The following is a 25,353-nucleotide window of genomic DNA, read 5'->3' as shown; positions in this document are numbered from 1 at the left end:
GCTTAGGCCCCTTCCTTCTCTAGCTGCAGCAATTGCGCGCGATCCAAAGCCAGGGCGACCTTGCGGTCCTCCTCCAACCGACGGCTTCGCCCGTCATTTAAGGCATCTACCGTCAGCCGGATGCCGGCGGCATCGATGGCGTAACGGATCACGTTGCCGAGGATCGACGCCGAATGAACGGTTCCTTCCACAATCGGTTTGCCCGCATGGATCAGGTCAATCTCTTGATCCTGTTCGCCGACCAGCGAAAGCGCCTCCGGCCGGATGGCATAACTCTCCCCGTCGCCGGGGACCGTGCCGAACAGCCGCATCGCTTCAGCCCGCGTCAGCACGTTGTAGCTGCCCATGAACCGCGCGACGAACTCGGTGACAGGCTTGCCGTACAATTCCTCCGGCGTCCCTTGTTGTACGATATTCCCTTGATTCATCAGGCAGACCCGGTCGGATAAAGTTAGCGCTTCTTCCTGATCATGCGTGACGAAGATCGTGGTCATGTTGAATTGCTTTTGAATCTCGCGGATTTCCGTCCGCAGGTTTTTGCGGATTTTCGCATCCAGCGCGCTCAGCGGCTCATCCAGCAGAAGCACCTTGGGCCGGACGGCGAGCGATCGGGCGAGCGCCACCCGCTGCTGCTGGCCTCCCGACAGTTGTGCGGGATAGGCGTCCCGCTTGTCGGTCAAGTCAATGAGCTCCAAGAGTTCGCCGGATCTTTGGCGACGGGCTTCCTTGGTCATCCCGCGCATCCGCATGCCGTATTCGATATTCTCGCTGACCGTCAGATTCGGGAACAAAGCGTACGATTGGAACACCATGCCGATCTCTCGGCTGCGAGGGGGCAGGTTGACGATGTCCTTGTCATCCAGCCAAATCCGCCCTTCGTTGATCTCCGTCAGACCGGCGATGCAGCGCAGCAGCGTGCTTTTTCCACATCCGGACGGACCTAACAGCGTGACGAGTTCCCCCTCGCGAATGTCCAAATTCACCTGATTCAGCACCGTCGTCGTTCCGAATTGCTTACGGATCCCTTCCAGCTTCAGATATGGCTTCATTCTGAAATCCCCCTGTTTACTTTTTTGCCGAGTTTCATCAAGATCATGGACAACGCCAGGATAAACAAGAAATACGAAATCGCGATCGCGCTGGCCAAATGCCCGCTTTCATTCATGCGCCGGGACAAGTACACTTGGATGGTCTGAATATGTCCCCCAACCAGCATATTGGTCATGACGAATTCCCCGAATAGCACGGAAAAAGACAACAGCGTCGACGTCACCACGCCCGGCCAAATGTTCGGCAAAATCACGGTCACGAACGCTTTCATGCGGCCGGCACCCAGCATTTCCGCGGCATTCAGCAGCTCCGGCGCCGATACGGTCAACAGGCTGTTACGGATGCCCTGGTACATATAAGGCAGCACGATGATGAAATACGCGCCGATCAAAATATAGGCGGTGCCCGAAATGTTGATTGGACCGGTGGAATATGTGCGGATCAACCCCACCGCAGCAACGACGCCGGGCACGGCATAAGGGAGCACGACGATTCCTTTCATGAAGCTCTCCAGCCGGGGCAAGTAAACGGTGATGATGAAAACGGCCGGCAGCATGACGGCCAGGCTAAGCGCGATACTGATCGCGCAGAGGTACAGGGATTTCCACAACGCATCCAGAAATCGCGCATCCTGGAACATTCCGCTGAACCACTCCAACGTCCAGCTCTCCGGCAGGAGGGTCGCTTGCCACTCCTTCGCGAACGCGTAAATCATCGTCGCCAGAAGGGGGAGCAGCAGATAGACCATCATCACGAGCATCAGCGAACGCGAGCCCCATCCTGCTTTCTTGCTTGGCGTCTGCATTACAATTCCTCCTTCAATGCAGGAGATTTCAGCTTGGGCCATCTCCGCCGACTGCGGACCTTACCCTCCGATGAGCCGGATTGAAACTGGTGCAGGCGCTGGGTCATCTTGTGGTTGAGATATACAGCCAGCAGCGTCGACAAGCCCATAATGACCGCCAGCGCATTCCCCAGCTGCGGCTCGGTCACGACATCGCCCGAGACCAGATTGCCGATTCGCACAGTGAGCAAATTGAAATTGCTTCCGACGAGGGCATAAGCAGTTGCGTAAGCGCCCATCGCATTCGCGAATAAGATTCCCAGCGTACCGAACACGGCCGGCAGCAGCACCGGAATCCCGATCGTTCTCCAAAACTGCCAATGGCTCGCGCCAAGCAGCGACGCTGCTTCCTTCCACTGCTCCCGAATCCCGTAAAACGACGGGTACAGCAGCAACAAAGCCAGGGGAACCTGAAAATAGACATACACCAGGACCAGCCCCGACCAGCTATATAAGTTGAAACCGGCAAACACGTCCCACCCCCACTGCTTAAAGAGCAAGGTGAAAACCCCATTGCTCCCGAGCAGGATAATGTACGCGAAGGCGAGCGGCACGCCAGCGAAATTCGAAGTCATATTGGACACCATGATCAAGCGGTCCCGCATCTTCGGCGCGAACCGCGTTACGGAATAGGCGCAGGCCAATCCGACGACAATCCCGATGACGCTCGAGAAGACCGAGATCAACAAGCTATTCTGAATGGCTTTGAGATAATAGTCGCTTTGAAAAATTCGGGCGTAATACCCAAACGTGATTCCGGCACCCTTCTCCGGGCTGACGCTTCCCGTTAACATCGACACGATCGGCACCAGTTGGAACAGGGCCACCATGACGACGAAAGGAACCAGTCCAAGCAGATACCAGCGATTTTTCCGTTTCACGCCACACCCTCCTTATTGGAAAAAAGGGGCGCCCTCCGTCCAAGACGTTTGACGCACCACTTCAAATGGTAGAACTCGGACTCGCAATTCGTCCGATTAGTTCATATGAACAAGCACGCGCTCCTGCCACAGCTGCGGCAACTTCTTCGTTGTTTCTTCCCAAGCCTTGTAGTCGCCGACCGGCTTCACGTTGGCATAGGCATCGGCCGGCAGCAGCTTGGCGGCAACGTCCTCGGGAAGCTGTACGTTCTCGCGGATCGGACGGGCATAGCCCTTCGCCAGGTTGATTTGGCCGGCATCACTCAAGATGTACTCACGCGCCAGCTTGGCCGCATGCGGATGCGGCGCGTATTTGTTAATGATCGTAGCGTAACCGCTGACCACGCTGCCTTCCTTCGGAATAGCGACGTTAAACTTCTCCGGACCGCCCAGTTGATCGCGGTAGTTCAGGGCATTGAAGTCCCAGAACAAGGTCACTTGCACTTCGCCTTTCTCGATGTTGGCCAGCGAAGCTTCTGCGCTGGACAAGCGGCCTTTTTTCGCCAAGTCTTCGAAGTAAGCAACCCCCGGCTCGATGTTCGTTTCATCCCCGCCGTAGGCAATGGCGGCGGCCAGGACGGCCATTTGCGCTTGCGCAGCTTTGGTCACGTCGCCGACGATGATTTTATAGTCGCCGTTCTTCAGATCTTCCCAGCTTTGCGGCGGTTGTTGGACTAGGTCCGTGTTCGTGAAGAAAGCGATAGACCCTTGGTACCCTACGATCCAGTGTCCGTCCTTATCCTTGGCCCAATCCGGAACCTCGTCCCAATACGAGGTTTTGAACGGTTGGGTCACGCCCTTGTTCACGGCAACCGGACCAAACGCGATCCCCACGTCGCCGATATCTGCGGTCGGTTTGTCCTTCTCCGCCTCGAATTTGGCGATTTCATCGGCACTCGACATATCCGTATCCGTGTGATCCAGCGAATACTTGGTTTTCAGATCCACCCAAGTATCTTTCCAGTTCGCCCACGTATCCGGCATGCCTACGCTCTCGACAGAACCTTCTTCTTTCGCTTTCGCTTCCAGATCGGCCAGCGTAAGCTCCTCGGCCTGCGCCGCTCCGCTTGTGTCCGTAGCGGCCGCATTGCCGCCATTGTCACTCGCACCACAAGCCGCTAGCATCAATACAAACAAGGATAAGACCAGACCCAGCGTGAACTGCTTCTTTAACCCAAATTTCATGGTTTTCATGCACTCCCTGTGGATTATTGTGGGTTCGTTATGTATTTCTGTTGATTCCGACCCAAGTAGAGTATAGGTTTTGACTGTTTGCGCTGGATTAATGGAAATGGTGAAGTTTATTAAATCGGAGGCGGGTGATTTGTTCGGATTTTCGCCCTTGTAAAGTGCGTTCCGGAAGGGATAAGATTACTTTGACATTTTTCGGCAGCAAGGAGGCGCAATGAAGAGGACACTCTTCCACATCTATGAAAGTCATTCATTTCTTCTTCCAGATTGCCCTGCTCACGGGGTTTTACGGTGCAGGGTTGTTGCTTCAGACGGTAAGCAAGGCACCGATTCCCGGGAGCATCTTCGGCCTCGTGCTGTTGTTCCTGGCTCTTAAACTGCGGATTGTTCCTGCGAGGTGGATGGAACAAGGGGCCGGATTTATGCAGAAGTTGATCCCGTTATTCCTGGTACCGGCCACGGTTGGCGTCATGGACTATTTCCAGGTGTTCACTGCGGGCGGACAATGGCTGATTCTAATCGTTGTGCTCAGCACGCTTTTAACCATGATATTGGCAGGGTTGACTACGCAATGGGTAGCCCAACGGACCTCGAAACCTCAAGAGGAGGCGATCCCATGCGTGAAATCCTTTACGAAGCAGGCATAGTGCTGGGCGTAGTCCTCTTATACCTCCTGATGAGCGGATTGTATCGCAAGTTGAAATGGGCCATTCTCGTTCCGGTCCTCACCTGTTCCGCACTCGTGATCGGCTTGTTGATGACGACAGGGACTTCCTACGGCGATTTCATGAGAGGCGGACGTTGGCTGCAATATGGTCTTGGTCCCGCCGTCGTCGCGCTCGCCTACCCGATGTACAAAGAACTCGACGCGTTGCTCAGAGAATGGAGAGCGGTCCTCGCCGGCACGATCGTCGGCATTGCGGCTGGAATGATCAGCGGCATCGGATTTGCCCTATGGGCAGGGTATCCCCGTGAACTGATCGTGTCCATCTTGCCCAAATCGATTACAACACCGGTTGCGATGGAAATCTCCAGCAGCTTGGGAGGGAACGCATCCATTACCTCCGCCCTGGTGATGCTCGCGGGGCTTACGGGTGTCATTCTGGGCCCTATCGTCTTCAAATGCTTTGGAATTACTAACGACAACGGGAGGGGCATTGGCTTCGGGGCCGCCTCCCATGCGCTAGGCACGGGCAAAGCCGCGGAGTTCGGACCGACCGTCGTCTCGACCAGCACGGTGGCTCTGACCTTTAGCGCCGTGTTCGGCTCCGTGCTGGCGCCGTTGGTCGCTTGGCTCTTGTTGTGACCAGGGGAACAGCGGATGAGCCTCGCCTCGTCACTTCTTGTAGCCTCGTAGCCTCCTCCCTCTGCAGTTCCACGCATGCAAATAAGGCCCTTTTGGGGCCTTATTTTTGTTAATTTGGCTCTTTCGCCGAAAATAAGGGACTTTTATGGCCTTATCGATCCGGGCGCCGGCCAAAACCGCATCTTCCCGGCCTATCCATGCAAAATAAGGCCAAAAAAGTCCGCTATTTCGAGTCAACCGCCGATCGGGAGGAGAATAAGGCCCTTTTTTACCCTATTTCCGCACGCGGCCAACGCAACAAATGCCCGAGAGGCCGCAGCCATATGCTACATACTTATTGTTACAACAACTACGTCACCGATCTGTTGACCCCCCTATCGACCAATCTGCTACTCTCGGCATTATAAGGGCGAAATCCTCAAATCTATGTTGGTTAGCAAAACTGTCCTCATCTACAAGTTTTGATTTTGCATATAAGAGCCTCGAAACAAATAACTCTCCGTCGATTGTTAACAACAAAAAGTTTGCAGTTTGATATAGACGGGACAGAATCCGGAACAATTTCAGGACTTACGAGTGGCGGTACTTATAAGATAAAAATTATCAATAATGATTATATTCCAGACGGTCAATATTTGGTCGGATATGGATCTGTAACAAATAATTAAAGGAACACATCAAAAAATGGTATTATAGAAGGCGATGATATCGTCTTCTATAATACCATGCTTTTATTTCGACAATTTTCCCGGAGGTGTGGATAGCATAAAATGAAAAAAAATATGATTTACCAGAAAGTCATAGCATTTTTTTTCTATGGCATAAGTTTAGCAATTCTTCTACTACTCATTTATGCATTGTTTAAACTAATTTTTCCGGGACAATTTTTAAATATATATCACTTGCTGCTATTCTTTATTTTGTATTTGTTCTAATTGCAAACTCATTGCTATTATTAGCAGTTAACAATAATACACTGAGAATCAGAACATTCAAATTTAGCTTTTTTCTTTACTTTTTAATCTACATCACTATGATGTGTGGATTATTATTCAAATCTGGTGTAGATTGGAAATATAGTTCTCTGATAGAATATTATGTTGAAAACTCTAATCTCATACCTTTTAAAACAATATCGTTTTATTTTTTAGCTTTTGTAGGTGACTACATAAATAAGTCGATTGTGTTAGGAAATATTGTAGGTAACATTTTAATGTTTGTTCCTTTGGATTTATTTATAAGTATTTTCTTCCCTTCAAAGATAATTGGTTTAAAAAGAAAAATATTTATGTTCCTTTTTTTCATCATAGTGATTGAAGTTATTCAATTAGTAACCCAAACAGGATTCTTTGATGTAGATGACATTATACTTAATTCCATCGGTTTTATGACTGGTTATTTCTTATTCAGGACACAGAGCATTCAAAAAATGATTAGATTTGTATTTATTCATGAAAAGGCGCCTAAAAGTGAGGACTATGCGGAGAATTAGAACTTTCCTTGAGGTTTTGAGTAGACAATTTATCAATGACGCAAAAATTAACGTAATCATCTTGTGTACTTTAATTCTGACCTTTTCTTTTGTATTTATCATATCCGGAGATATCGTATCGAAGTTTTTAGAGTATGGAAAAATGAATGTTGCTGTGAGGACTTACGAAATTAGACTCGCGGGTGCTAATTCTGTTGAATCCTTTGATTCTATTTTTAAGGAATTCATAAACAAACGAATCAAAAAAATAACTCACCTGAATCTATCTGCAAAAAATAGCGTCATTCGCCATTTTGATGTCGCTTTTGATCATCAACATACCAACCTCTATCCCCATACCAACAATACAATCATTCTAGGTCGAAATTTTAGTAATAGCGAGCTACTATATGGGCTAAATGTAATCATACTAAGTCAGAAAGATTACTCAAAATATTATAGTAATTATAAATTAGGTGATATTGTTCAATTTGCAGATTATGATTTCAGATTTATTGGTATTCATAATGAAGATAAAATAAGCGGTCCCATAATCCCTTATAATACTGTGCTGAAACTCTCAAAAGGCAATGAAAATAACTTTCGCGTCAATGAAGCCTTTATATTGATGGAGGAACGATTAAATAAAAAAGAGATTCGTGCAGTTGTCAGATCAGCCAAAAATCATCTGAATTATGACACTGACTATCAAATTACCACCTCCTCTTCTTGGATGAAAGACAGTATCTTAAAAAATACGTCCGGGAGTGTTATTTCTGCATTTATAGTTATCGTGTTCAGTTCACTTAATATAATTAATTTGCTTCGGATCATCCATTTTCGGAATAAGAACGTAATGAAAATATACAGAGTTCTTGGTTATGAGGACAAATATATTGCTTTTAATTTTATTGTGATATTGGTTGTGTTAACAATTATTTCAGTAATTCTCGGATCTTATTTAGCTGGTCCAATAGGTTCATATATTAAGCAAATTACGGCTGTCTATTAAAGAGGAGAATATGAGCAGAATTTTTGAATTTATTAAACTATATGCCTCCCCCAGCAAATACAAGTACTTATTTCTTTCTTTCGAGCTAGTCGTTTTTTGTTTCATATTTCATCTGGTTTTTAATAATGTCGGAGAAATCAAACTCATTAAACAAACATTGGAAAGAGCCGGTGCAAGTCACCTATATCTTGCCGAGATGACTATTAGCGACATGAATAATCTATCTAAAAAATTAGCTGTTTTGCAGAAGAAATTACCTTATGGAATTGAAATGATCAGCCCCTCGAAAAAGCTGGCGTTTACAGATCAATTGCAAGGTAATCTACAAATTACCGTAGATTTTTTATCACGGAATGAAATCAAACAATATAAATATTTGATCTCAAAAGGTGACTATTTTCAAGATATTGATGATAGTGAGAAAATTTACCCAACTATAGTTCCGAAAAAATTAAGCAATAAATACGAATTAGGAAAAGCTTATAACATTACGATAAATAAAAATCTGATGAGCCTGCAATCTATTAAAATTAAAATCATAGGAGTTCGAAATGACAACTATATTTTGGAACACACCTATGGGAATCCTAATATTTACCGAGGGGATAGTACAATCTTAGTATTTGATCGTATAGGCGAAATTTCTAAGCTTTTCTATAGTGAATTCGATGGTTCGGTTTCCATCATGTTCGAGAATACTCGTCCTTATTCTGAAGGTGTGTTTACTTCATTTTTAGAAGATATGGGTTTAAAAAATATTAATAATCTTGAAGAGAACATCCTTATGCTAAAAGGATTAACATATAAGGATTTATATATATACCTCACTCTTTTAATTGTCATTTTCCCACTTATCGTTGTTTCGATATCAAGTTTCTTTTACCTAGAATTTCATAATAGAAAAAGCGAACTATTCATTTTAAAGAATTGCGGCATCGACGTGAAATTTTATTTCCAATCAATGTATATTATGAATTTAGCATTCTTCCTAGTTCCAGTAATACTTCAAGAAATCGTCTGGTTTTTGATATGCTCGGGTTACGGTATCCGATATTTTTGGTTGCACTGTTTGTTAATTCTTGCGTTATGTTTTGTTACAGTAACCTTGATTACTTCGTTTAATTCATATTTTTTTAAGAAAGTTAATTATGATGATAAGTCATTAGATAAGGAGATCATATGTGAATAACAATAAAACAAATGACATTATTGTATTGAATAAAATAACAAAAGAGTATAGCGGAACTGAACTAGCACTCAATAACGTTACTCTTTCTATAACTACTGGTGAGATGATTGCAATTGTTGGCGCATCCGGGTCAGGTAAAACTACCTTGATGAACATCATTGGGGGAAATATCAAAAATTACTCGGGTAGCTATCATTTCCAAGGAAGAGACTTCAAATCCATATCAAAAAAAGAAATAGCGGAAATAAAAAATAAGCATATCGGTTATGTACTACAGAATTTTGGATTAATCGAAGACATGTCAGTCTATAACAACCTTAAACTGCCTTTACTATTTAATCAGGCTATTCAAATTGATCAATTCAATAAAATGATTGTAAATACATTGAACAAAGTAGGTTTACCTAATTTTGCCACAAAAAAGACAAGACTCTTATCCGGTGGCGAAAAACAACGTGTAGCGATTGCAAGAGCCATCATAAATAACCCGGAATTAGTTATTGCAGATGAACCAACAGGGGCATTGGATTCCAAAAATACTATCGCCAGTATGGAGTTATTCAAAAAACTTAATAAAGAGAACGGGATCACTTTTATTATCGCAACTCATAATAGTTACGTAGCAGACATGTGTAACAGAGTAGTCGTTATACAAGATGGAAAGATAAAATAAAAATATTCAGGAAGAAGTAAGGTGATATTGGCCTATGGTCGTGCTCATGATCTTTTTGAAGACGAGGGTAAAGCTTGGAGGGCGGTGAAGCCGCTGATCAGGGCACTTTCATTACCTTACAAGATTTAATTCAGAAAACAAAGGAGCCCGCCAACCTATCCGTTGCATCTCTTTACTCAACCACGCTAACCAACACCGCTTCGGCCACTTGCCGATCCTCATCGGATAGCCAGACTTTCACTGGGGGAGCCATCTCCCTCGTTTCCAACAAAGAAACGACTTCGGATCTGGATGCCTTTTGATAGTTGCTGATCACGGTATGTTGATGGGAACGGATGTGGCTGACGAAGAATTTCGTTGCGTCTGTGATTGGGAACCGACCCTCCTCGCCCTCCGCTTCTTCTGGAGCCGAAGTTCCCCTTAGTTTCAGGTTCATCTGCACCGTCACTTCTTGTGTTCCCACAGCGGTCAAACTCCCAAACACATCGGCCCGAGCTTCATCCCAACCTGCCATCACCTCTTTATTCTCGTCGACAAAACCAACCCTTGTATTGGAGAATGGCAAAAGGCTGTCATAACCCAGCATTCTGGCGGAAGCGACTCCGGCTAAGCCAACCAGCATAAAGAGGACAATCAAGACCGTCAGGAGGCGATTCGTCGAAGAGGTTTTTTTTCGGAACCAACGATAGATCCCGATCCCGATCACCCCACCCAAAGTATTCAATAGAATATCGTCGATATCGCTGCTGCCCAAAGCCAGGACATATTGAATGATCTCAAGCAGGAGCGAAGTAACCAGCAGCCAGAGCGATTGCAGGCGAATAGACCTTCCTTTCCCTGCTTGGGCCGCCAAGATCCCCAAAGGGATGAACAACGCGATATTCCCCCCTACATTGAGCAATGCTCTTCCCATACCCATATTGGGGCTCGTGAAGAACTCTGCGATCGTATAAAAAGGAATCCAATTGATGCTTCTTATCGACCGCTCTCCCGCATGGTAGAAAATCGCCGCAAAAGGAACCGTCTTAAACAAAATCACCTGAAGCGTGAATAAACCATATGCGCTAAATAACAAGTAAAAGAGAGCCTGCAGCCAACGGCTTGTTCTGGCTTGGCTGAGGTTGATGCTCCGTCCTCGATCGAACTTTGAATCCATCCTGTAGATCCACCTTCCTTGGTTCTTTTTTGAGGCCACCTTTCACAAGGTTCGTACTATCGGAATTACGTTTGGATGGATCCAATAGTTAGCGCCTTTAGGCTTCTTAGGCAAAAAGAAAACAGCCGCCGGCACTTCAAGCCGACAGCTGTTCTTGATTCTTGTTTATTTCACTTCGCTCAGGCGCTCTTCCAGGCGATCCCACGTTTCGGTAATGCCTTGCAGCATGCCCATATCCATAACGGTTTTGAGCGATTCCGAAGAAACGTATTCCCCCCGGCTGACTAGCTTCGTTTGGCCGCCGCCCAGATCAATGAACTCCATTGTAATGACGGTGGCTGGCAACGAAGCGTTGACGTTCCCCTCGGCATCCGAGAAGTAATCGGTATAAACGAACCCGTCCGGCTCGTCAATTTCCTTGTATACGGCTTTGCCCCAGGATTCCGTTCCGTAAAAATCCCCCATTTGCGGGTCCATGCATTTCATGCAGTAATGCCAGATCCCGCCAGGCCGGAAATCGACGGTGCATACCGTAACCTCAAATCCCCTTGGTCCCCACCAGTGTTTCAGATGCTCCGCTTCTTTAAACATGGAGAACACCAGCTCTTTCGGCGCGTTAAACACCCGTTCCAGTACCAGTACCGTTTCATTTTCCACGCGGTGAACCATCGTTTGATTCGACATCGACAAATCCTCCTCATTGGGATTAGAGATTTAGGTTTTATGAGAACAATATACACTATACGGAATATTCCTGTAAAGGAATATTTAAAATTGATGTACAAAAAAGGAAAGCAGTGAGACAATGATTAACGGCTTAGGCTTAATACAGAGCCCGGAAAGATAGAGAGAGTTTGGGGGAAGAAGAGAAACCGATGGAATTTGACATCTTAGCAGCATCGCTCATTTTTGTGATTACCTTAACCTTTGTGATTTGGCAGCCGAAGGGGCTGAATATTGGGTGGTCCGCCTGCGGCGGCGCAGTGCTGGCCCTGCTAGCCGGCGTCGTCGGATTAGACGACGTAGGGGAAGTCGTGCAGATCACGTGGAACGCCACCTTGACGTTTATCGCAATCATTATCATTTCGCTGATCTTGGACGAGATCGGCTTGTTCGAATGGGCAGCGCTGCATATGGCCCGGACTGCTCGGAGCAGCGGAATTCGCATGTTCGTTTACGTTAGCTTGCTGGGGGCGGTTGTCTCGGCGTTTTTTGCCAACGATGGGGCGGCCTTGATCCTCACACCGATCGTGCTCGCAATGGTCCGCCATTTGAATTTTGAGGAGAAAATGATCTTTCCTTTCATTATAGCCAGCGGATTTATCGCGGATACCACCTCACTGCCTCTCGTCGTCAGCAACCTGGTGAACATCGTATCGGCGGACTATTTCGGGATTGGCTTCGCGCAGTATGCCGCCCGGATGATTCTACCGAATTTGTTCTCGCTGGCGGCGACGATTGCCGTGTTGCTGCTCTATTTTCGCAAAAGCATCCCTCGTGTCTATGACCCGTCCAAGCTCAAAGCACCGGCCGAGGCCATCAAAGACCCGCGCTTATTCCGCTTGTCCTGGGTAGTGATGGGGATCCTGCTGGTCGGATACCTGGTGAGCGAGTTCCTCCATCTCCCGGTGTCCTTGCTTGCCGATGCAGTGGCCCTGATCTTCTGGGCGATTGCCCGTCGGAGCCAAGCGGTCGACACGAAGGCCGTCATGAAAGGCGCGCCATGGAACATCGTCGTTTTCTCGATCGGGATGTACGTCGTTGTGTACGGCCTTGGGAATGCCGGGCTGACCGAGGTCTTGGCGGATCTCATCCAAGCGGCGGCGGATCAAGGCCTGTTCGTGTCCACGATGGCCATGGGTTACATCTCGGCGTTCCTGTCGTCGATCATGAACAACCTGCCGGCCGTCATGACCGGCGTGCTTGGCATCGCCGAAACCGCCACCTCGGGTACGGTCCGCGAATCGCTGATCTACGCCAATGTCATCGGCGCCGACCTCGGCCCGAAGATCACACCGATCGGCTCGCTCGCCACCCTTGTCTGGCTCCACGTCCTCGCCAAGAAGGGCGTCCGCATCTCCTGGGGAACGTACTTCAAGGTCGGCATCGTGCTGACGATCCCGATTTTGTTCGCGACGTTGTTGGGGTTGTGGGTGGTTTTGAGGGTGTTTTAGGGAGCGACTGTGGTAGGAAAGTGCAGTAGATGAGCTACTAATGAGGGCTTAGTGGGTTACGCTAGGGGAAATGCTTTGGGTGATCTAAAGAAAGATCTTCGGAAATAAATCTTGTTGTAGCGAGGATTCCTATTGCGAAGGTGCGTTATACTCGGCCGGTCGTTGCTTCGGGTTTATGACCTCTCCGGTCCGTTCCCAATTAGAACTTCGATCATGAGTCCCGCTCCCAGCTTAAACCCATTCGTAAACGCCTCGGTCATTTCCATTCCTTGAATCTTCTGTTGTAAATCGATTAGAGCTTCCAATTCGGTGAAATCCGCGCTGGAAAACTTCTCCCTCCAAGCCACCATTGCTTCGGATAGTTCTCTGCTTAATTGGCGGTATTGCGGGTCTTTGGGGACAACCTGCTTTTCGGGGAGAAGGTTGCCGTAATAGAGGGATTCGAGAAAATCAGGCATGTGAAGACCTCCTTTTTTTCCAAGACATTAAATTAACAAAACATCTCTTCAAAACGAATTAATACATAGTTATTACGCATTAGCGTACCACTTTTTAGATTATTATACGTTACGCTTTTGCGTATAGTCAAGCAACACTTAGCTTTCTGAGGTGAGATTAATATGACAAAAAAAGTTGTCGTAAAAATTAAGGAGCTAACCCAAAAACATAATATATCCTTGCGGGAGTTATCAAGACTATCTGACGTTCGACATGCAGCGTTGAGTGAGCTTGCCACTGGTAAGCGGGAAAGTATAAATTTTAGTCATATTGAACGAATTGCAGAGGCTTTGGATATCAGTGATATTCGAGAGATTATTGAACTAATAGAATTGAAGTAAAATAAACCACCCTATAGGGTGGTTTATTTTCAAAGCGAATATTTATTGAATAAGAGCTGTGTTACAACTAAAAATGGTGAATAACTTTCAGAATGATTGTTCGTCATCCAAAAAGGCTGCAACCTCTAGGCTTCGATCAGGTTGAATACGATCTGCACTTAACCTAGTTTACCTAACATCAACTCCTCAACTTTCCTCTTCTCCAAATCCTCCCTGATTTTCCCGATCATCTTCACAACCTCCGGCCCACGATACACCAATGACGTCTCAAATCGACACCACCTACTGGATGGAACTCTGACTGCGGATAGCCAGTTAAAGGAGCCTTCGATAAGGACATCAGAGTCTACCCAAAGAGCTTTACTATGGACCCTTTTGGTTAAATAAAGGTGGACCCCGTGGTCTTGAAGAATTTGTTTTGCTTTAACATAATTCACCTTGAGTTCGTTTCTAAAAAAATTCAACGCTTCATCCGTATATACGGAAACCGTAACACCTCTCTTCACAGCTTCATCAAACAGCGCTTCGAGCTGGTCAGCTTTAATAGCAGCGGATGACAAGAAGGGAGAAATGATGTGAATTTCTTTGTTAGCCGATTGAATACAATTCCTAAGGATTTCCCTATGAACTTCTAGCTCATGAATGTGCTCGACGGGAGTACCATAACGCGTGTTAAAGTAGTTATCCAAATCTACGTTCTTGATTTCATTCTCTTCCTTGGCAAATAAGTATTTGGCAAGCAGGCCTGAAGGAGTAGAACTAGCTGTTGAAAATACTCCCATGTCGCCGAAAACTAGAAAGCTGTCCCTGGCTCTAGATACAGCGACGTTTAACATGTAGACCCCTTGATTGAAATAGTATTCTGAAGCGTGATTACTGTCGTATACGGGGGAGAAAATCACGATCGGCCGTTCATCCCCTTGCAGCGTATGTACCGTTCCTGCTTTAACCCCTTTCAGACCGACTTGCTCCAGTTTTTCTACTAATAATCTCTTTTGCGGGGCAAATGGAGTTACAACTGCAACTATATCTTCGATCCGTGTCAGCCCTTCTACAGAATAAAATTTAAGAAGTTCATCCTTGTTCCTGTCAATCCAACTGACAATCACTTCAGCTTCAAGTTTATTTTCAACGCTTCCCCCACGCTTCTCTGAAGAACCGGGAATATGCGCGTAGCCCATATGTGGCAAAAAATAATCTCCTATCGATTTCCGTTTCGGTTCCAGTTTTCCATGGTAGGCAAGTTCATTACAGTATGCAATGATCTCGGGTACGCACCTGCGATGCTCGGTTAGCCAAAAACCTCCGTCTCCTTCCGCAGTGGAGTACTTGGTCTGCCTTCTAGCGATTTCCATTACCGAACCGCACGATGCCAGCATACCGGTGTTCGTAAGATCATCATAGGTATACGAATCCGTTTGCAGTTCATGGTATTTTAAATTGCCTATATCGACAGCCGTGGGAATACTCCAGACGGGTTGGATTTGCAAAGTATCTCCCACAATAATCGCTTTCTTGGCCAAAGAGAAGGAAGCCCCTGCTACTTCGGGGACCACTTGTCCAGCCTCATCAATGATTAGCATGTCAATATACTCATACATCGGAAACGTTCTGCCTTCCCATGCGCTAAAGAAAGAGGGGAGCATGTACAAGGTTGTAACAAAACAAGGCGTGATCTTGGCCAATCTTCTCCAAAATAACGAACGTCCCTGTCTTCCGTTATTACGTTTATATCCGGGATCGGAAAGCATTTTTTCCGTTTCCAGCAGCCACTGTCCTTCCCAGTAATGAACTGCAAGCTTAAACGCCTCATACCGGCTCGTTCTATCTAGACATTCCAGGTAAGTTTCCCCTTCGATCATGGCTAAGGAAAAAAGGAGGTCTTCCCAGTCCTTTTTTGCGGATTGATATTCGGCCAATTCCTTCTTTGCTTCGGTTAATTGTTCTTCAGCCCGGTCCCTCATCCTTTTTAAAGTGTCATGTTGGCCACCGAACCACCGGTTGATTTGGTCCTCATCGGACAAGTCCGGCAACCGGTTTACGGAGCAGAAATATTGATTCCTAAGTTGTTTTTTTCGAATCGATATATTTTTGATGGCGGGAATTTTTAGAAGCAAAGGGACCCACCACGGTTCATCCATTAAGAATCTTCTCCACTCAGTACCTAGTGTCTCATGTTCAGTCCACTCAACCATTGCTCTCTGTAAGTTTTCGGTGCGTTCATGGATCGCGTTTTGGATACCTTCGGGATACTTTTCTATTATGGAGCTTTCCAATTTTTGATACACCACATGCATATTAACGATATGCTGAATCTCCAAACATTTTCCCACAAGTTTGTCGTGCAATGAATGAATGGCTTCTTTGACTTCTTTGATGTCTTTCGCCAAGTACTGCGAGCATTTCTCTAAGTAGTATGGAGTAGCCTCGGCCAGAAAATCCTGGGTTTCATACTGTTCGAAGTATCCACGTGGTCCACCTTTTCCGTTCAGTATGGTTAACCAATCAGATTTCGCTTGTTCGCTTTTGAAGGATGACTTCAAATATGCCCCGTAACTCTTAACCTCAGGGAGCCAACGACCTACAAGAGGATCCCCCCCGATTTCATTGACTTTACCAAAACTCTCGATAACATTGGTAACTGCATTATTATTGGTAGAAGAAACAACAATAACCGGTGGCTCCATTTTATTGAGAGCATGATGAATTACTGAGGTGGCAACAATACTCTGCAAAAGCGTGGTTTTTCCCGTTCCGGGAGGTCCATTTACCGCAATTAAATCTCCGTCGCCTAAGAGCGTCGTATGGTGCATCGCATATCGCTGCGAGTTGGATAGACTAAACTGGTTGCTCATCTGCCCATAATGGTTAACGGATAGCATCTCGGATTCGGTATCCAATAACGAAGACAATGGTGGAGTATTTTCCATACTTGCAAATGACCGCAATAGAGGGGACTGAGGTTGATCTTCCATGATGTAGTTATAAAGATCCTGTATGGATTTGGATGTGCCGGTTACAAGATCGTTGGAAAAAAGATAACTTTCGTCCGACAACTGATACTGATCATGCGTCCACTCTAAAGGAAGTAATCCCGTAACCTCTTTAAACAGGTTCAGGGCAAAATCAAAATAATCTTTCCAGCATTCTCGGTTAATAGAACGTGCGGAAAGATACTGATCAACTCGCTCAATCATTCCCAGTGGCAAAACATCTGTTTCACTAGGCTCCAAGTAGTCCCTACATATCCAAGGCAAATATGTCGGATGGGGCTTCAAAATCCCGGATACGTCAAGCAAGGCCGGAATCCATAATGGAGCAATGGCCTCAGGCAGTTTATAGTTTATATGGCTACCATGTTCCTTTTTCACGTAGGTTATAGCAGGACACACGATCACATCAAAAATTGTTTTTTTCTTATCTTTTATTTTGGAAACGAACTGTTTTACGGTGTCCAAGGGAAGAGAACCTTGTTCGATGGCATTGTATGAAACGAGAAAACCCCCGGGTTTCCTTTTCAGAAAATTAGGATCCAAGCGGTCCGAATCGGCCAAGCTATTTCTCCAATATTTCAGTACATTCATCATGGTTGCCCAATCCTTCCATGTCTTAGGATCTAGTTCCTAAGGGTTGGTTTCGACAAACTTCAGGGAAATCCTCCCTGATTTGATTGAACATAGTTAGTGTAAGTAATAATTTCTCTGCCAAAAAAAGGGGAACCCGAGGCTTGTGGCCAACCAGCTTTTTTGAAATATGACCAACAAAAAAGCGGCCGATTAAGGCCGCCTTCCAAATCCCGAGTAAACTCGATCTCACTTCGAAATATCCAAAAACCCCTCCCCAAACACATCCCGCACATCGTGAATCGTCAGGAAGGCGGCTTGGTCGATGGAGCGAACGATTCTTTTTAGCGTGGACACCTCTTGCTTGCTGATGACGATGTACAGGACTTCCTTCGGGTTCTTTGTATAGTAGCCATGGCCCGACAGGACGGTTACGCCGCGGTCCATTTGGGTGATGACCCTCTCGGCGATGTCGTTTTGTTTCTCGGAGATAATCGTGACGGCTTTCTTGGGATTCAGCCCCTCGATCATGAAGTCCATCACTTTCGTGCCTACATATAAGATCACGATCGTCAGCATCAGCTTCTCCGCGCCAATGATGAAATAGGAGGAGAATGCCACGATCAGATCGAAAAACAGCAGCGCATAGCTGATATTCCAATCGAGATATTTATTGGCGATTCGGGCCAGGATGACGGTTCCTGCTGTCGTCCCGCCAACCCGTACGATCAGACCGATCCCGACCCCTACGATCACGCCGGCGAATACCGCATTGATGGTTGGTTCATGCGAATCAATCCGCCAGTTTTCCGTCAAATGCAGGAACAACGAGTTAAAAGCAACCGCAATCACCGTATAAATCGTCGTCCGACGATCCAGAAATTTATACCCGACGATGAGCAGCACGCCATTAATCACGATATTGACCACCGAAGGCGACCACTGATACAGGTAGTACAAAATAATCGTGACCCCCGTAACGCCCCCCTCGCCGAAGTCGTTCGGAATAATAAACAAATTGACGGCCAGCGCAAATAAAAAGGCCCCTACAATGATAATCAAGATATCCGCAATTCTCTTCTTCATTCCCACTCGAATCCTCTTCTCTCTACCGCATTTCTATCTTAACAACCAGAACATCGTAGCGATTCGAATTTGGAAAGTCAAGATGACTTTAACACATTACTTCTCTAGTTCGTTCACATGGAAAAGGAGGTAATCGCTAAAACATCAATAGAACAAATCTACACATCCCACCCTGCACCTCCGCCTTTTTACAACAAATCCACGCAATTTCCGGCGACGCCTCTGCGAACTTTGGTCCTATGCTATAATTTGAGGAAAAGACACCTGCGACCGCACAGGAGGCATGCCGCATGGCTGGATTTATGCGTTACCTGATCCCCCAGAAGTTAAAATACCGCCTGTTCATGGCGTTTGTTTGCCTGATTCTGCTGCCCTTCTGCGCCCTGAATTGGTACAACTACCAGCGCATCGAGACCTTGGTTCAGCAAAAAATCAGCCAGCAAAGCCACTCCCAACTGGAGCAGATGTACCGGACCTTGGAGGATCAGATGGGCATCGCCTTCAAGACGCTAATCTTTCTGAAGCAAGACGACTCCGTGAAATCCGTGCTTCGAAACCCGGAGCTACACGATGGTATGGAAAATAAACGGATCATGGAGAATATTTTCATGAACCTGAACAACAGCTTCTTCCTGTACAACCCTTCCGTCTACTTCATGATTCTGGATATGAATGAAAGCGTATACACCTCGTACCCGCCCCGGGACGCCTTGGTCTACGACAAGCTTAGAAACCACCCCGGCTTCAACCAGCAGGCGATGAACGCCAACGCGTACCATTGGGTCCCAAACGACCCGAACTATGTGCTGCGGGACGTCTCGACCAGCACCTATTTGCTGTCCTTATACGCCTACTTGGGCGATAACCCGAACCGGCCTTACGGCATGGCCCGCATCAGCATTGACTATTCCTCCTGGCTGCGCTCCATTCATAACCAATCGGATTTGCAGCAGCAGTATTTCCTGATTACGCGCGCGGGGGAGGAAATCTCCAAGTCGGTGCCGGATGCGGTATTACCGGATAAGGTCATGGCGGAAATCGCCAAGCAGCCGGACCGGCAATACTTCATCGACAAGGACTCTAACTCCCTGGTCAATTACATCTATGTGGAATCCTTGGACTGGTATATCGTGAACCGGATTCCACTGCCGATCTTGTTTAATGAAATTGATGCGTTGAAACGGCAGTATTTTACGACATTTTTCATGCTGATGGGAGCCTTTCTGGTCATAACCTTCGCAATCGCCGCAACGATCACCCGTCCGTTGTCCCATTTGCAAAATAAAATGATGGCGGTCGTTCGCAAAAACTTGAAAATCCGGCTGCCGGAACAAAAATTCCGCGGGGAGATTCTGGACTTAACCCGTACCTTCAATACGATGCTCGACGACATGGACGCCTTGATCCATCGCCTGAAGGCAGAGGAGCGCCAGAAGGAGGCTGTTCATTTTCATATGCTGCTGGCGCAGATGAACCCGCATTTTCTGCTAAATACGCTAAATACGATCAAGTGGAGTGCGATTCGCCAGGGAAATGAAGACATCACCGAGATCACCTTATCCTTGGGCAAGCTGCTGGAGGCTAGCCTGAATTCGGAACAAGATCTGGTGCATCTACAAGACGAAATCGAGCTGGTGCAGGCCTATGTGCATATTCAGCAGGTTCGTTACAATCACCGGTTCGAGGTCGCTTACACGTTGGAGGACGAAGTCGTCTTTGCGCTGGTGCCGAAGCTGAGTCTGCAACCGCTCGTCGAGAACGCCATTATGCACGGGGTCAGTCATCTGACCGGCCCAGGCCGGATTGAGATTCGCGTCCGACGCGAGGGGCTAGCCCAACTAACCGTTGAAATTGAAGATAACGGGATCGGAATGGCGCGTTCGGCCCAAATCAAGAAGACCCGAAAGCGGCCGGGCATCGGCCTGGACAATGTTCGGGAGCGGCTGCGGCTGCTCTTTAAGGAAGAAGGGCGCATGGATGTGGCGTCCTCGGACCAAGGAACTCGGGTTCGGTTTACGATTCCTTTATTGCTATCAACGCCTTATGCCAAAAGTCAACGGGAAGCCGCGCTGGCGAAGGAAGGCCATCCCCTGACGCTGCCGCCGGGGGAGGCTGCGGCCAACGATCCGAAAGGAGGTCAATAACATGTGGAAGGTGCTACTGGTCGAAGACGAGGTGTTCGTTCGCGAATCGGTTCGTGAAATCATTGCTTGGGAAGAGCTCGGATTTACGGTGGCAGGTGAAGCCGGCAACGGCGGTGAGGCGCTCGAGATGATCCGGCGCGACCCGCCTGATCTGGTGCTCGCAGACATCGTCATGCCGGAGATGGACGGCGTAGAGCTGCTCCGCCGCACTCGGGAAGAGGGTTATCATTCTCGCTTCATCATGCTGACCTGCATCGGCGAATTCGAATATGTACGGCAGGCGATGGAATACGGCGCTTCCAATTATATTCTGAAGCTGTCGATGAGCGTTAACTCGCTGCGGGATACGCTGCGCAAAGTGAGCACGGAACTCGCTAGGGACGGCGGCGCGGAGCCGGCGACTCAGGAGATCGGCGAGGCGAATCCGCAGGCGGTATCGGCATCTGCAATGCAATTGGCAGCGGCATCTGCTTCGGCCGCTTCAAACCTCAGTCTGGCCGGAACCGCAGCAAGCATCTCCCATCCCGAGGTGTGCAAAATTATCGATTACATCGCCGAGCATTACGCGCAGGACATCACGGTCAAATCGATGGCCCAATACGTCATGATGGGCGAGAACTACGTCAGTGCCTTGTTCAAGAAAAAAACCGGACAAACGCTGATCCACTACCTGCACCGCATCCGGGTGGAGAAAGCGCAGGAATATCTGCTGCACACCGATCTACCCGTTCACGAGATTGGTCAACGGGTGGGCTTCATCAATGACAACTACTTCATCAAGATCTTCAAACGCCTCACCCAGCAGACGCCCAGCAAATACCGGCAATGGAACAAAACCGCCGAATAGAAGAAATCGATGGCGCAAATCCCCCGTTTCCGGACGCGCAATTGCATCGTTTTGTTCCGTGAACTGAAGGGATATGTAGGTTCAATTCCGCTCCCGTCCCCTGCTACGATGAGGGGGATTCAACCATCAACGATATAGGGAGGTCTTTACCCGTGAGAAACAAAAAAGGATGGGCCGCACTGCTGCTCTACACGCTGCTGATCGGCCTGCTGGCTGGCTGCGGCGGCAATAACAGTAATGGGGCGAAGGGAAATTCGGGAGCGGCAACCCCAGATTCGAAAGCGCCTTCATCGGGCGAAACGATCAAACTGACGATGTGGGGCGGGGTTCCGCCGGAAGCCGGTCCGCAAGCTGTAGTAGACGCGTGGAACGCCGCGCACCCCGACGTGCAGGTCGAATACGTACGGTTCGTAAATGACGACGACGGGAACCTGAAGCTCGATACCGCGCTCGCCACGGGGCAAGCGGTCGATCTCTTCGTGAACTACTCGGTGACGCAGGCGGCCAAACGGGTCGAGTCCGGCACGGTGCTCGATTTGAGCTCTTTTTCCGACTACAATATTGATGAGAAGATTGGCTCCAACGCAGCCACCTGGAAAATCGACGGCAAGTATTACGGCATCCCCACTAAGAAAAACGTTCAGTTCTTCGCTTTAAACAAGGACGCATTGGACGCTGCGGGGCTCACGGTGCCGAAAGCTTGGACCTGGGACGAAGCCCGGGAATACGCCAAAAAGCTGAAAGCTGCCGGCTTTAAATACGGGCTGGTGCAGCATATGGAACCGTTCGCCGATCCGATGGATTCGGTTCTGGAGAAGAACGGCTACGTCAAAGAGGACGGTGGCTCCAACATGGACCACCCGCTCGTGCTGAAATGGCTGGAAACGATGAACGCCATGATGAAGGACGACCAAACCACGCCGCCGCTTGGCGAGCAACTGACGTCCAAAATGCCGGTGGAAAACATGTTCCTCGGCGGTGAAGCCGCGATGATCAACATCGGAGAATGGCTGCTGCGCAGCTCCAATAACATGAAGGACTTCCCTCGCGACTTCAAAATCGCGTTTGCTCCCGTCCCCCGACTGGCGGAGAACGAAGCCGATTTCATCACCAGCGGCGGTGTAGGCGACTTTATCTCAATTAATGCCAACTCGAAGAACACGGAAGCGGCTTGGGAGTTCCTCAAATGGTACGCCGACGAAGGCATGATGCCGATGGCTGCCGGAGGCCGGTTGCCTGCCTCGTCCGCGGTCGATCAAGACGCCGCGATCCAAAGCCTGCTCGGCGAACATGCGGACACCTACGACCAGGAATCGCTGGAATTCGTCCTATACGGGAACCAAACCCCAACCTTCGTCCGCAAGCTTCCGCAGGAAATGGTGGACATGCGCTCGCAGGAATACGAGAAATTCTTCCTCGACAACCAAACCGCCGAGCAAACGGTGCAGGCGATGGTCAAACGTCATAATGAGTACCTGAAACAAAACAAATAGCAAGTTTAGAGAAGGTCCGGCTGGGTGCAGCCGGGCTTTTCTTTTTTTGTGAAATAGAACATATCTACATCTCCCCCACGCCGTCCTGCAGGCCGCCTGAGAAATGCGTATTTCTGTAGCATGAGGTCGGTGGTTTTGTTCCTTATAACGGCCCGCCCCCTCCTGCTATGCTGAGGACATAACCGAACTTTCAAGCCCAAGAGGAGTGGAGCCATGTGAAAACATCGTGGATGAAAAGGCAGCAATTGCTGGGATACGTGTTTATCGGACCGAACATGATCGGCGTGCTGCTGTTTTTTATTTTACCGGCCATTTATTCGTTTTACCTGATGTTCACGGATTACAAGTTCATGAAGCCGGGCACCCGGTTCATCGGACTCGCCAATATCCAACGCATGCTGGGGGACGAAGTCTTCTATATCGCGCTAAAAAACACCCTGATCTTCCTGCTATCAGTGCCGGTGTCGATCGGGTTGGCTTTTGTCGTGGCGGTGGTCTTGAACCGCTCCGTGCATATGAAAAAGCTGCTGCGCGCCTTATACTTCATGCCTTACATCACCAGCGGCGTCGCCGTCGCTTTCGTGTGGATGTTGTTGTTCCAGCCGACGAACGGGCCAATCAACGGACTGCTGCGGGCGATTGGCATCGCCAACCCGCCGGGATGGCTGTCGACCACGGAGACGTCGATGTACGCCATCGACATTATCTGGATCTGGTTTATGCTCGGCTATAACATGATCATCTACCTGGCCGCCCTGCAGGAAATCTCCGGGGAGCTCCTGGAGGCCGCCAAGATCGACGGGGCCCGCACCTGGCAAACGATCCGTAGCGTCGTCTGGCCGCTCGTCAGTCCGACCACCTTCCTGCTGCTCGTCACCGGCTTGATCATGTCGATCAAGCAGTTTGGGATCATCCAGGCGATCACACAGGGCGGACCCGGGAACAGCACAACCGTCCTGTCGCTGTTCATCTACCAGAACGCCTTCCGTTATTACGAGATGGGCTACGCTTCGGCGATTTCCTGGGCGCTGTTCCTGGTCATCCTGATCTTCACGATGATTCAATGGGTCGGCCAAAAACGCTGGGTTCACTACTAGAACGAGTAATTTATTGGAGAAATTGCTGGGCGGATCGATGAGATAAGGGTACAAAATGGTGCTATTTCGGCGAGTCAACGGGAGTTGGCCGTATTTCGTACCACTTTGTGGAGAATAAGGCCATAAAGTTCCGCTATGTTGATAAGGTGTCTCCGGTCCAGATCAAAAGCAGCAATACTAGCACTTTTAAGGAGGAAAAAAGCATGCCATCGACTTCCGTCACCAAAATCGTCACCACGTGCGTCATGCTCTTGTTCGGGGTACTTATGGTCGTTCCGTTCCTATGGATGATCAGCACCTCGTTCAAAACGCCGGCGGAGGTATTTCAGTTTCCGATCAAGTGGATTCCCGCCGACTTCAACTGGGAGCATCATATCAAGGTGTGGACCGGCAAGAACAGCTTCACTCACTACTACTTAAACTCTCTGAAAATATCGCTGATCAGCGTCACCGGCGCCGTGTTGCTGTCTTCACTGGCCGCGTACGGGTTCTCGCGGATCGAGTTCAAGGGGCGGAACGCGATGTTCATGGTGTACCTGTCGATGATGATGGTTCCGCCGCAGGTGCTGTTTGTGCCGAAGTTCATCATGTTCGACTGGGCGGGGATTTACAACACGCATTGGGCGCTGATTCTGCCCGGGATGTTTACGATCTTCGGCGTGTTTATGATGCGGCAGTTCTTCCTCACCGTACCGCAGGAAATCTCCGAAGCCGCCTTTATCGACGGCGCCGGCCATTTCCGCATCTTCTTCCGGCTAATCCTGCCGCTAGCCAAGCCGGCGCTCGCCACGCTGGCGATCATCGACTTCTCCTGGCACTGGAACGATTACGAGAACGCCCTGGTGTTCCTGATCGACCAGGATCTGTTCACGGTGCCGCTCGGCCTGCAAAACTTCATCCTGGAGAATACCGTCGATTACAACGGCATGATGGCGGCGGCCACCGCGGGGATTATCCCGATGATTCTCGTCTTCCTGATCGGCCAGAAATACATTATTCAAGGCGTATCGAGTTCGGCGGTGAAGGGGTAAGAGCGTGCGGCTGGTCGAATTGAATGTTGCATCAAATGCAGCATTTAGGTGCGACCCACGGGTAGGAGCGTTGTTACAAGTTCACTAGTTACCTATCAAACGCTGAATTGTATTCGGTTTTTCGAACACAATTCGTCGCTAACGAGCCAAAATGCGAATTGTATTCGATTTTTCATACAGATTCCCAGCTCCCGACATCCTGAGCGCTGATTATATATGAAATTTCATATACAATCCGCCAAAATCGCCAAAAGCGACGAATTGTAC

General features: G+C 48.3%; 22 protein-coding genes. 13 read left to right on the top strand and 9 right to left on the bottom strand.

Annotated features, from left to right (window positions below; translation table 11 throughout):
• Positions 1-2: 2 nt before the first annotated feature.
• The 4 genes from KJS42_RS13255 to KJS42_RS13240 all read right to left on the bottom strand — a co-directional run bounded on the left by KJS42_RS13255 (position 3) and on the right by KJS42_RS13240 (position 3,999).
• Positions 3-1,049 carry an ABC transporter ATP-binding protein gene (locus tag KJS42_RS13255; protein ID WP_213623116.1) on the bottom strand — a complete coding sequence of 349 codons (1,047 nt, stop codon included), beginning with the start codon at positions 1,047-1,049 and terminating at the stop codon, positions 3-5.
• Complete coding sequence (locus tag KJS42_RS13250) at positions 1,046-1,855, bottom strand: ABC transporter permease (protein ID WP_155606876.1); 810 nt, start codon at positions 1,853-1,855, stop codon at positions 1,046-1,048. The genes KJS42_RS13255 and KJS42_RS13250 overlap by 4 nt, the downstream gene beginning before the upstream one ends.
• Entirely contained in the window at positions 1,855-2,775 is a 921-nt protein-coding gene (locus tag KJS42_RS13245) for an ABC transporter permease (RefSeq protein WP_213623115.1), read from the bottom strand. Before KJS42_RS13245 ends, KJS42_RS13250 begins: the two co-directional genes overlap by 1 nt.
• Before the next feature lie 96 nt (positions 2,776-2,871).
• Positions 2,872-3,999, bottom strand: a complete 1,128-nt coding sequence (locus KJS42_RS13240; RefSeq protein WP_213623114.1) for an ABC transporter substrate-binding protein — start codon at positions 3,997-3,999, stop codon at positions 2,872-2,874.
• 245 nt (positions 4,000-4,244) lie between these two features.
• On the opposite strand from KJS42_RS13240, the gene KJS42_RS13235 reads away from it, so the two are divergent.
• The 6 genes from KJS42_RS13235 (at position 4,245) to KJS42_RS13210 (ending at position 9,656) form a co-directional block, all read left to right on the top strand.
• Positions 4,245-4,652 carry a CidA/LrgA family protein gene (locus tag KJS42_RS13235; protein ID WP_155606878.1) on the top strand — a complete coding sequence of 136 codons (408 nt, stop codon included), beginning with the start codon at positions 4,245-4,247 and terminating at the stop codon, positions 4,650-4,652.
• Entirely contained in the window at positions 4,622-5,311 is a 690-nt protein-coding gene (locus tag KJS42_RS13230; RefSeq protein WP_193417182.1) for an LrgB family protein, read from the top strand. Before KJS42_RS13235 ends, KJS42_RS13230 begins: the two co-directional genes overlap by 31 nt.
• Positions 5,312-6,257: 946 nt before the next feature.
• Positions 6,258-6,803, top strand: coding sequence for a VanZ family protein (locus KJS42_RS23360; RefSeq protein ID WP_368858223.1), 546 nt, complete (start codon positions 6,258-6,260; stop codon positions 6,801-6,803).
• Positions 6,804-6,945: 142 nt separating this feature from the next.
• The gene (locus KJS42_RS13220) at positions 6,946-7,794 is read left to right on the top strand and encodes an FtsX-like permease family protein (protein WP_213623112.1); all 849 of its coding nucleotides are present in this window, start codon (positions 6,946-6,948) and stop codon (positions 7,792-7,794) included.
• Positions 7,795-7,804: 10 nt separating this feature from the next.
• Positions 7,805-8,983, top strand: coding sequence for a hypothetical protein (locus KJS42_RS13215; protein WP_213623111.1), 1,179 nt, complete (start codon positions 7,805-7,807; stop codon positions 8,981-8,983).
• Complete coding sequence (locus tag KJS42_RS13210; RefSeq protein WP_213623110.1) at positions 8,976-9,656, top strand: ABC transporter ATP-binding protein; 681 nt, start codon at positions 8,976-8,978, stop codon at positions 9,654-9,656. The genes KJS42_RS13215 and KJS42_RS13210 overlap by 8 nt, the downstream gene beginning before the upstream one ends.
• A 172-nt stretch (positions 9,657-9,828) precedes the next feature.
• Here the strand turns inward: KJS42_RS13210 and KJS42_RS13205 are convergent, their stop codons facing one another.
• On the bottom strand, positions 9,829-10,812 hold the full coding sequence (locus KJS42_RS13205) for a VanZ family protein (RefSeq protein ID WP_213623109.1): 984 nt from the start codon (positions 10,810-10,812) through the stop codon (positions 9,829-9,831).
• Between the two features lie 165 nt (positions 10,813-10,977).
• On the bottom strand, positions 10,978-11,496 hold the full coding sequence (locus KJS42_RS13200; protein WP_193417184.1) for an SRPBCC domain-containing protein: 519 nt from the start codon (positions 11,494-11,496) through the stop codon (positions 10,978-10,980).
• Positions 11,497-11,687: 191 nt separating this feature from the next.
• On the opposite strand from KJS42_RS13200, the gene KJS42_RS13195 reads away from it, so the two are divergent.
• Complete coding sequence (locus tag KJS42_RS13195; protein ID WP_280516407.1) at positions 11,688-12,986, top strand: arsenic transporter; 1,299 nt, start codon at positions 11,688-11,690, stop codon at positions 12,984-12,986.
• 173 nt (positions 12,987-13,159) lie between these two features.
• Here the strand turns inward: KJS42_RS13195 and KJS42_RS13190 are convergent, their stop codons facing one another.
• On the bottom strand, positions 13,160-13,444 hold the full coding sequence (locus KJS42_RS13190; protein ID WP_213623108.1) for a DUF6809 family protein: 285 nt from the start codon (positions 13,442-13,444) through the stop codon (positions 13,160-13,162).
• Between the two features lie 162 nt (positions 13,445-13,606).
• On the opposite strand from KJS42_RS13190, the gene KJS42_RS13185 reads away from it, so the two are divergent.
• Positions 13,607-13,825: a helix-turn-helix domain-containing protein gene (locus KJS42_RS13185; RefSeq protein ID WP_213623107.1), complete on the top strand. Its 219-nt coding sequence runs from the start codon at positions 13,607-13,609 to the stop codon at positions 13,823-13,825.
• 158 nt (positions 13,826-13,983) lie between these two features.
• On the opposite strand, the gene KJS42_RS13180 is transcribed toward KJS42_RS13185, so the two are convergent.
• Positions 13,984-17,412, bottom strand: a complete 3,429-nt coding sequence (locus KJS42_RS13180; RefSeq protein WP_213623106.1) for an AAA domain-containing protein — start codon at positions 17,410-17,412, stop codon at positions 13,984-13,986.
• Positions 17,413-17,637: 225 nt separating this feature from the next.
• Complete coding sequence (locus KJS42_RS13175) at positions 17,638-18,474, bottom strand: YitT family protein (protein WP_155607020.1); 837 nt, start codon at positions 18,472-18,474, stop codon at positions 17,638-17,640.
• Between the two features lie 290 nt (positions 18,475-18,764).
• Here KJS42_RS13175 and KJS42_RS13170 point away from each other — a divergent pair, with 290 nt between their 5' ends.
• The 5 genes from KJS42_RS13170 (at position 18,765) to KJS42_RS13150 (ending at position 25,086) form a co-directional block, all read left to right on the top strand.
• Positions 18,765-20,618, top strand: a complete 1,854-nt coding sequence (locus KJS42_RS13170; RefSeq protein ID WP_213623105.1) for a cache domain-containing sensor histidine kinase — start codon at positions 18,765-18,767, stop codon at positions 20,616-20,618.
• A gap of 1 nt (position 20,619) precedes the next feature.
• Entirely contained in the window at positions 20,620-21,465 is an 846-nt protein-coding gene (locus KJS42_RS13165; RefSeq protein WP_213623104.1) for a response regulator, read from the top strand.
• A gap of 152 nt (positions 21,466-21,617) precedes the next feature.
• Positions 21,618-22,958, top strand: coding sequence for an ABC transporter substrate-binding protein (locus KJS42_RS13160; protein ID WP_213623103.1), 1,341 nt, complete (start codon positions 21,618-21,620; stop codon positions 22,956-22,958).
• 215 nt (positions 22,959-23,173) lie between these two features.
• Positions 23,174-24,055 carry a carbohydrate ABC transporter permease gene (locus KJS42_RS13155; protein ID WP_193417206.1) on the top strand — a complete coding sequence of 294 codons (882 nt, stop codon included), beginning with the start codon at positions 23,174-23,176 and terminating at the stop codon, positions 24,053-24,055.
• Positions 24,056-24,258: 203 nt separating this feature from the next.
• Positions 24,259-25,086 (top strand): carbohydrate ABC transporter permease, encoded by an 828-nt coding sequence (locus tag KJS42_RS13150; RefSeq protein ID WP_155607017.1) that lies wholly within the window; start codon positions 24,259-24,261, stop codon positions 25,084-25,086.
• The last annotated feature ends 267 nt before the right edge of the window (positions 25,087-25,353 follow it).

It is taken from the genome of Paenibacillus sp. J53TS2 (genome assembly GCF_018403305.1).
In the GTDB taxonomy this organism is placed as follows: Bacteria; Bacillota; Bacilli; order Paenibacillales; family Paenibacillaceae; genus Fontibacillus; species Fontibacillus rhizolycopersici.
Note: the sequence above shows the minus strand (reverse complement) of the source record. Positions and strands in the feature narration are given on the sequence as shown.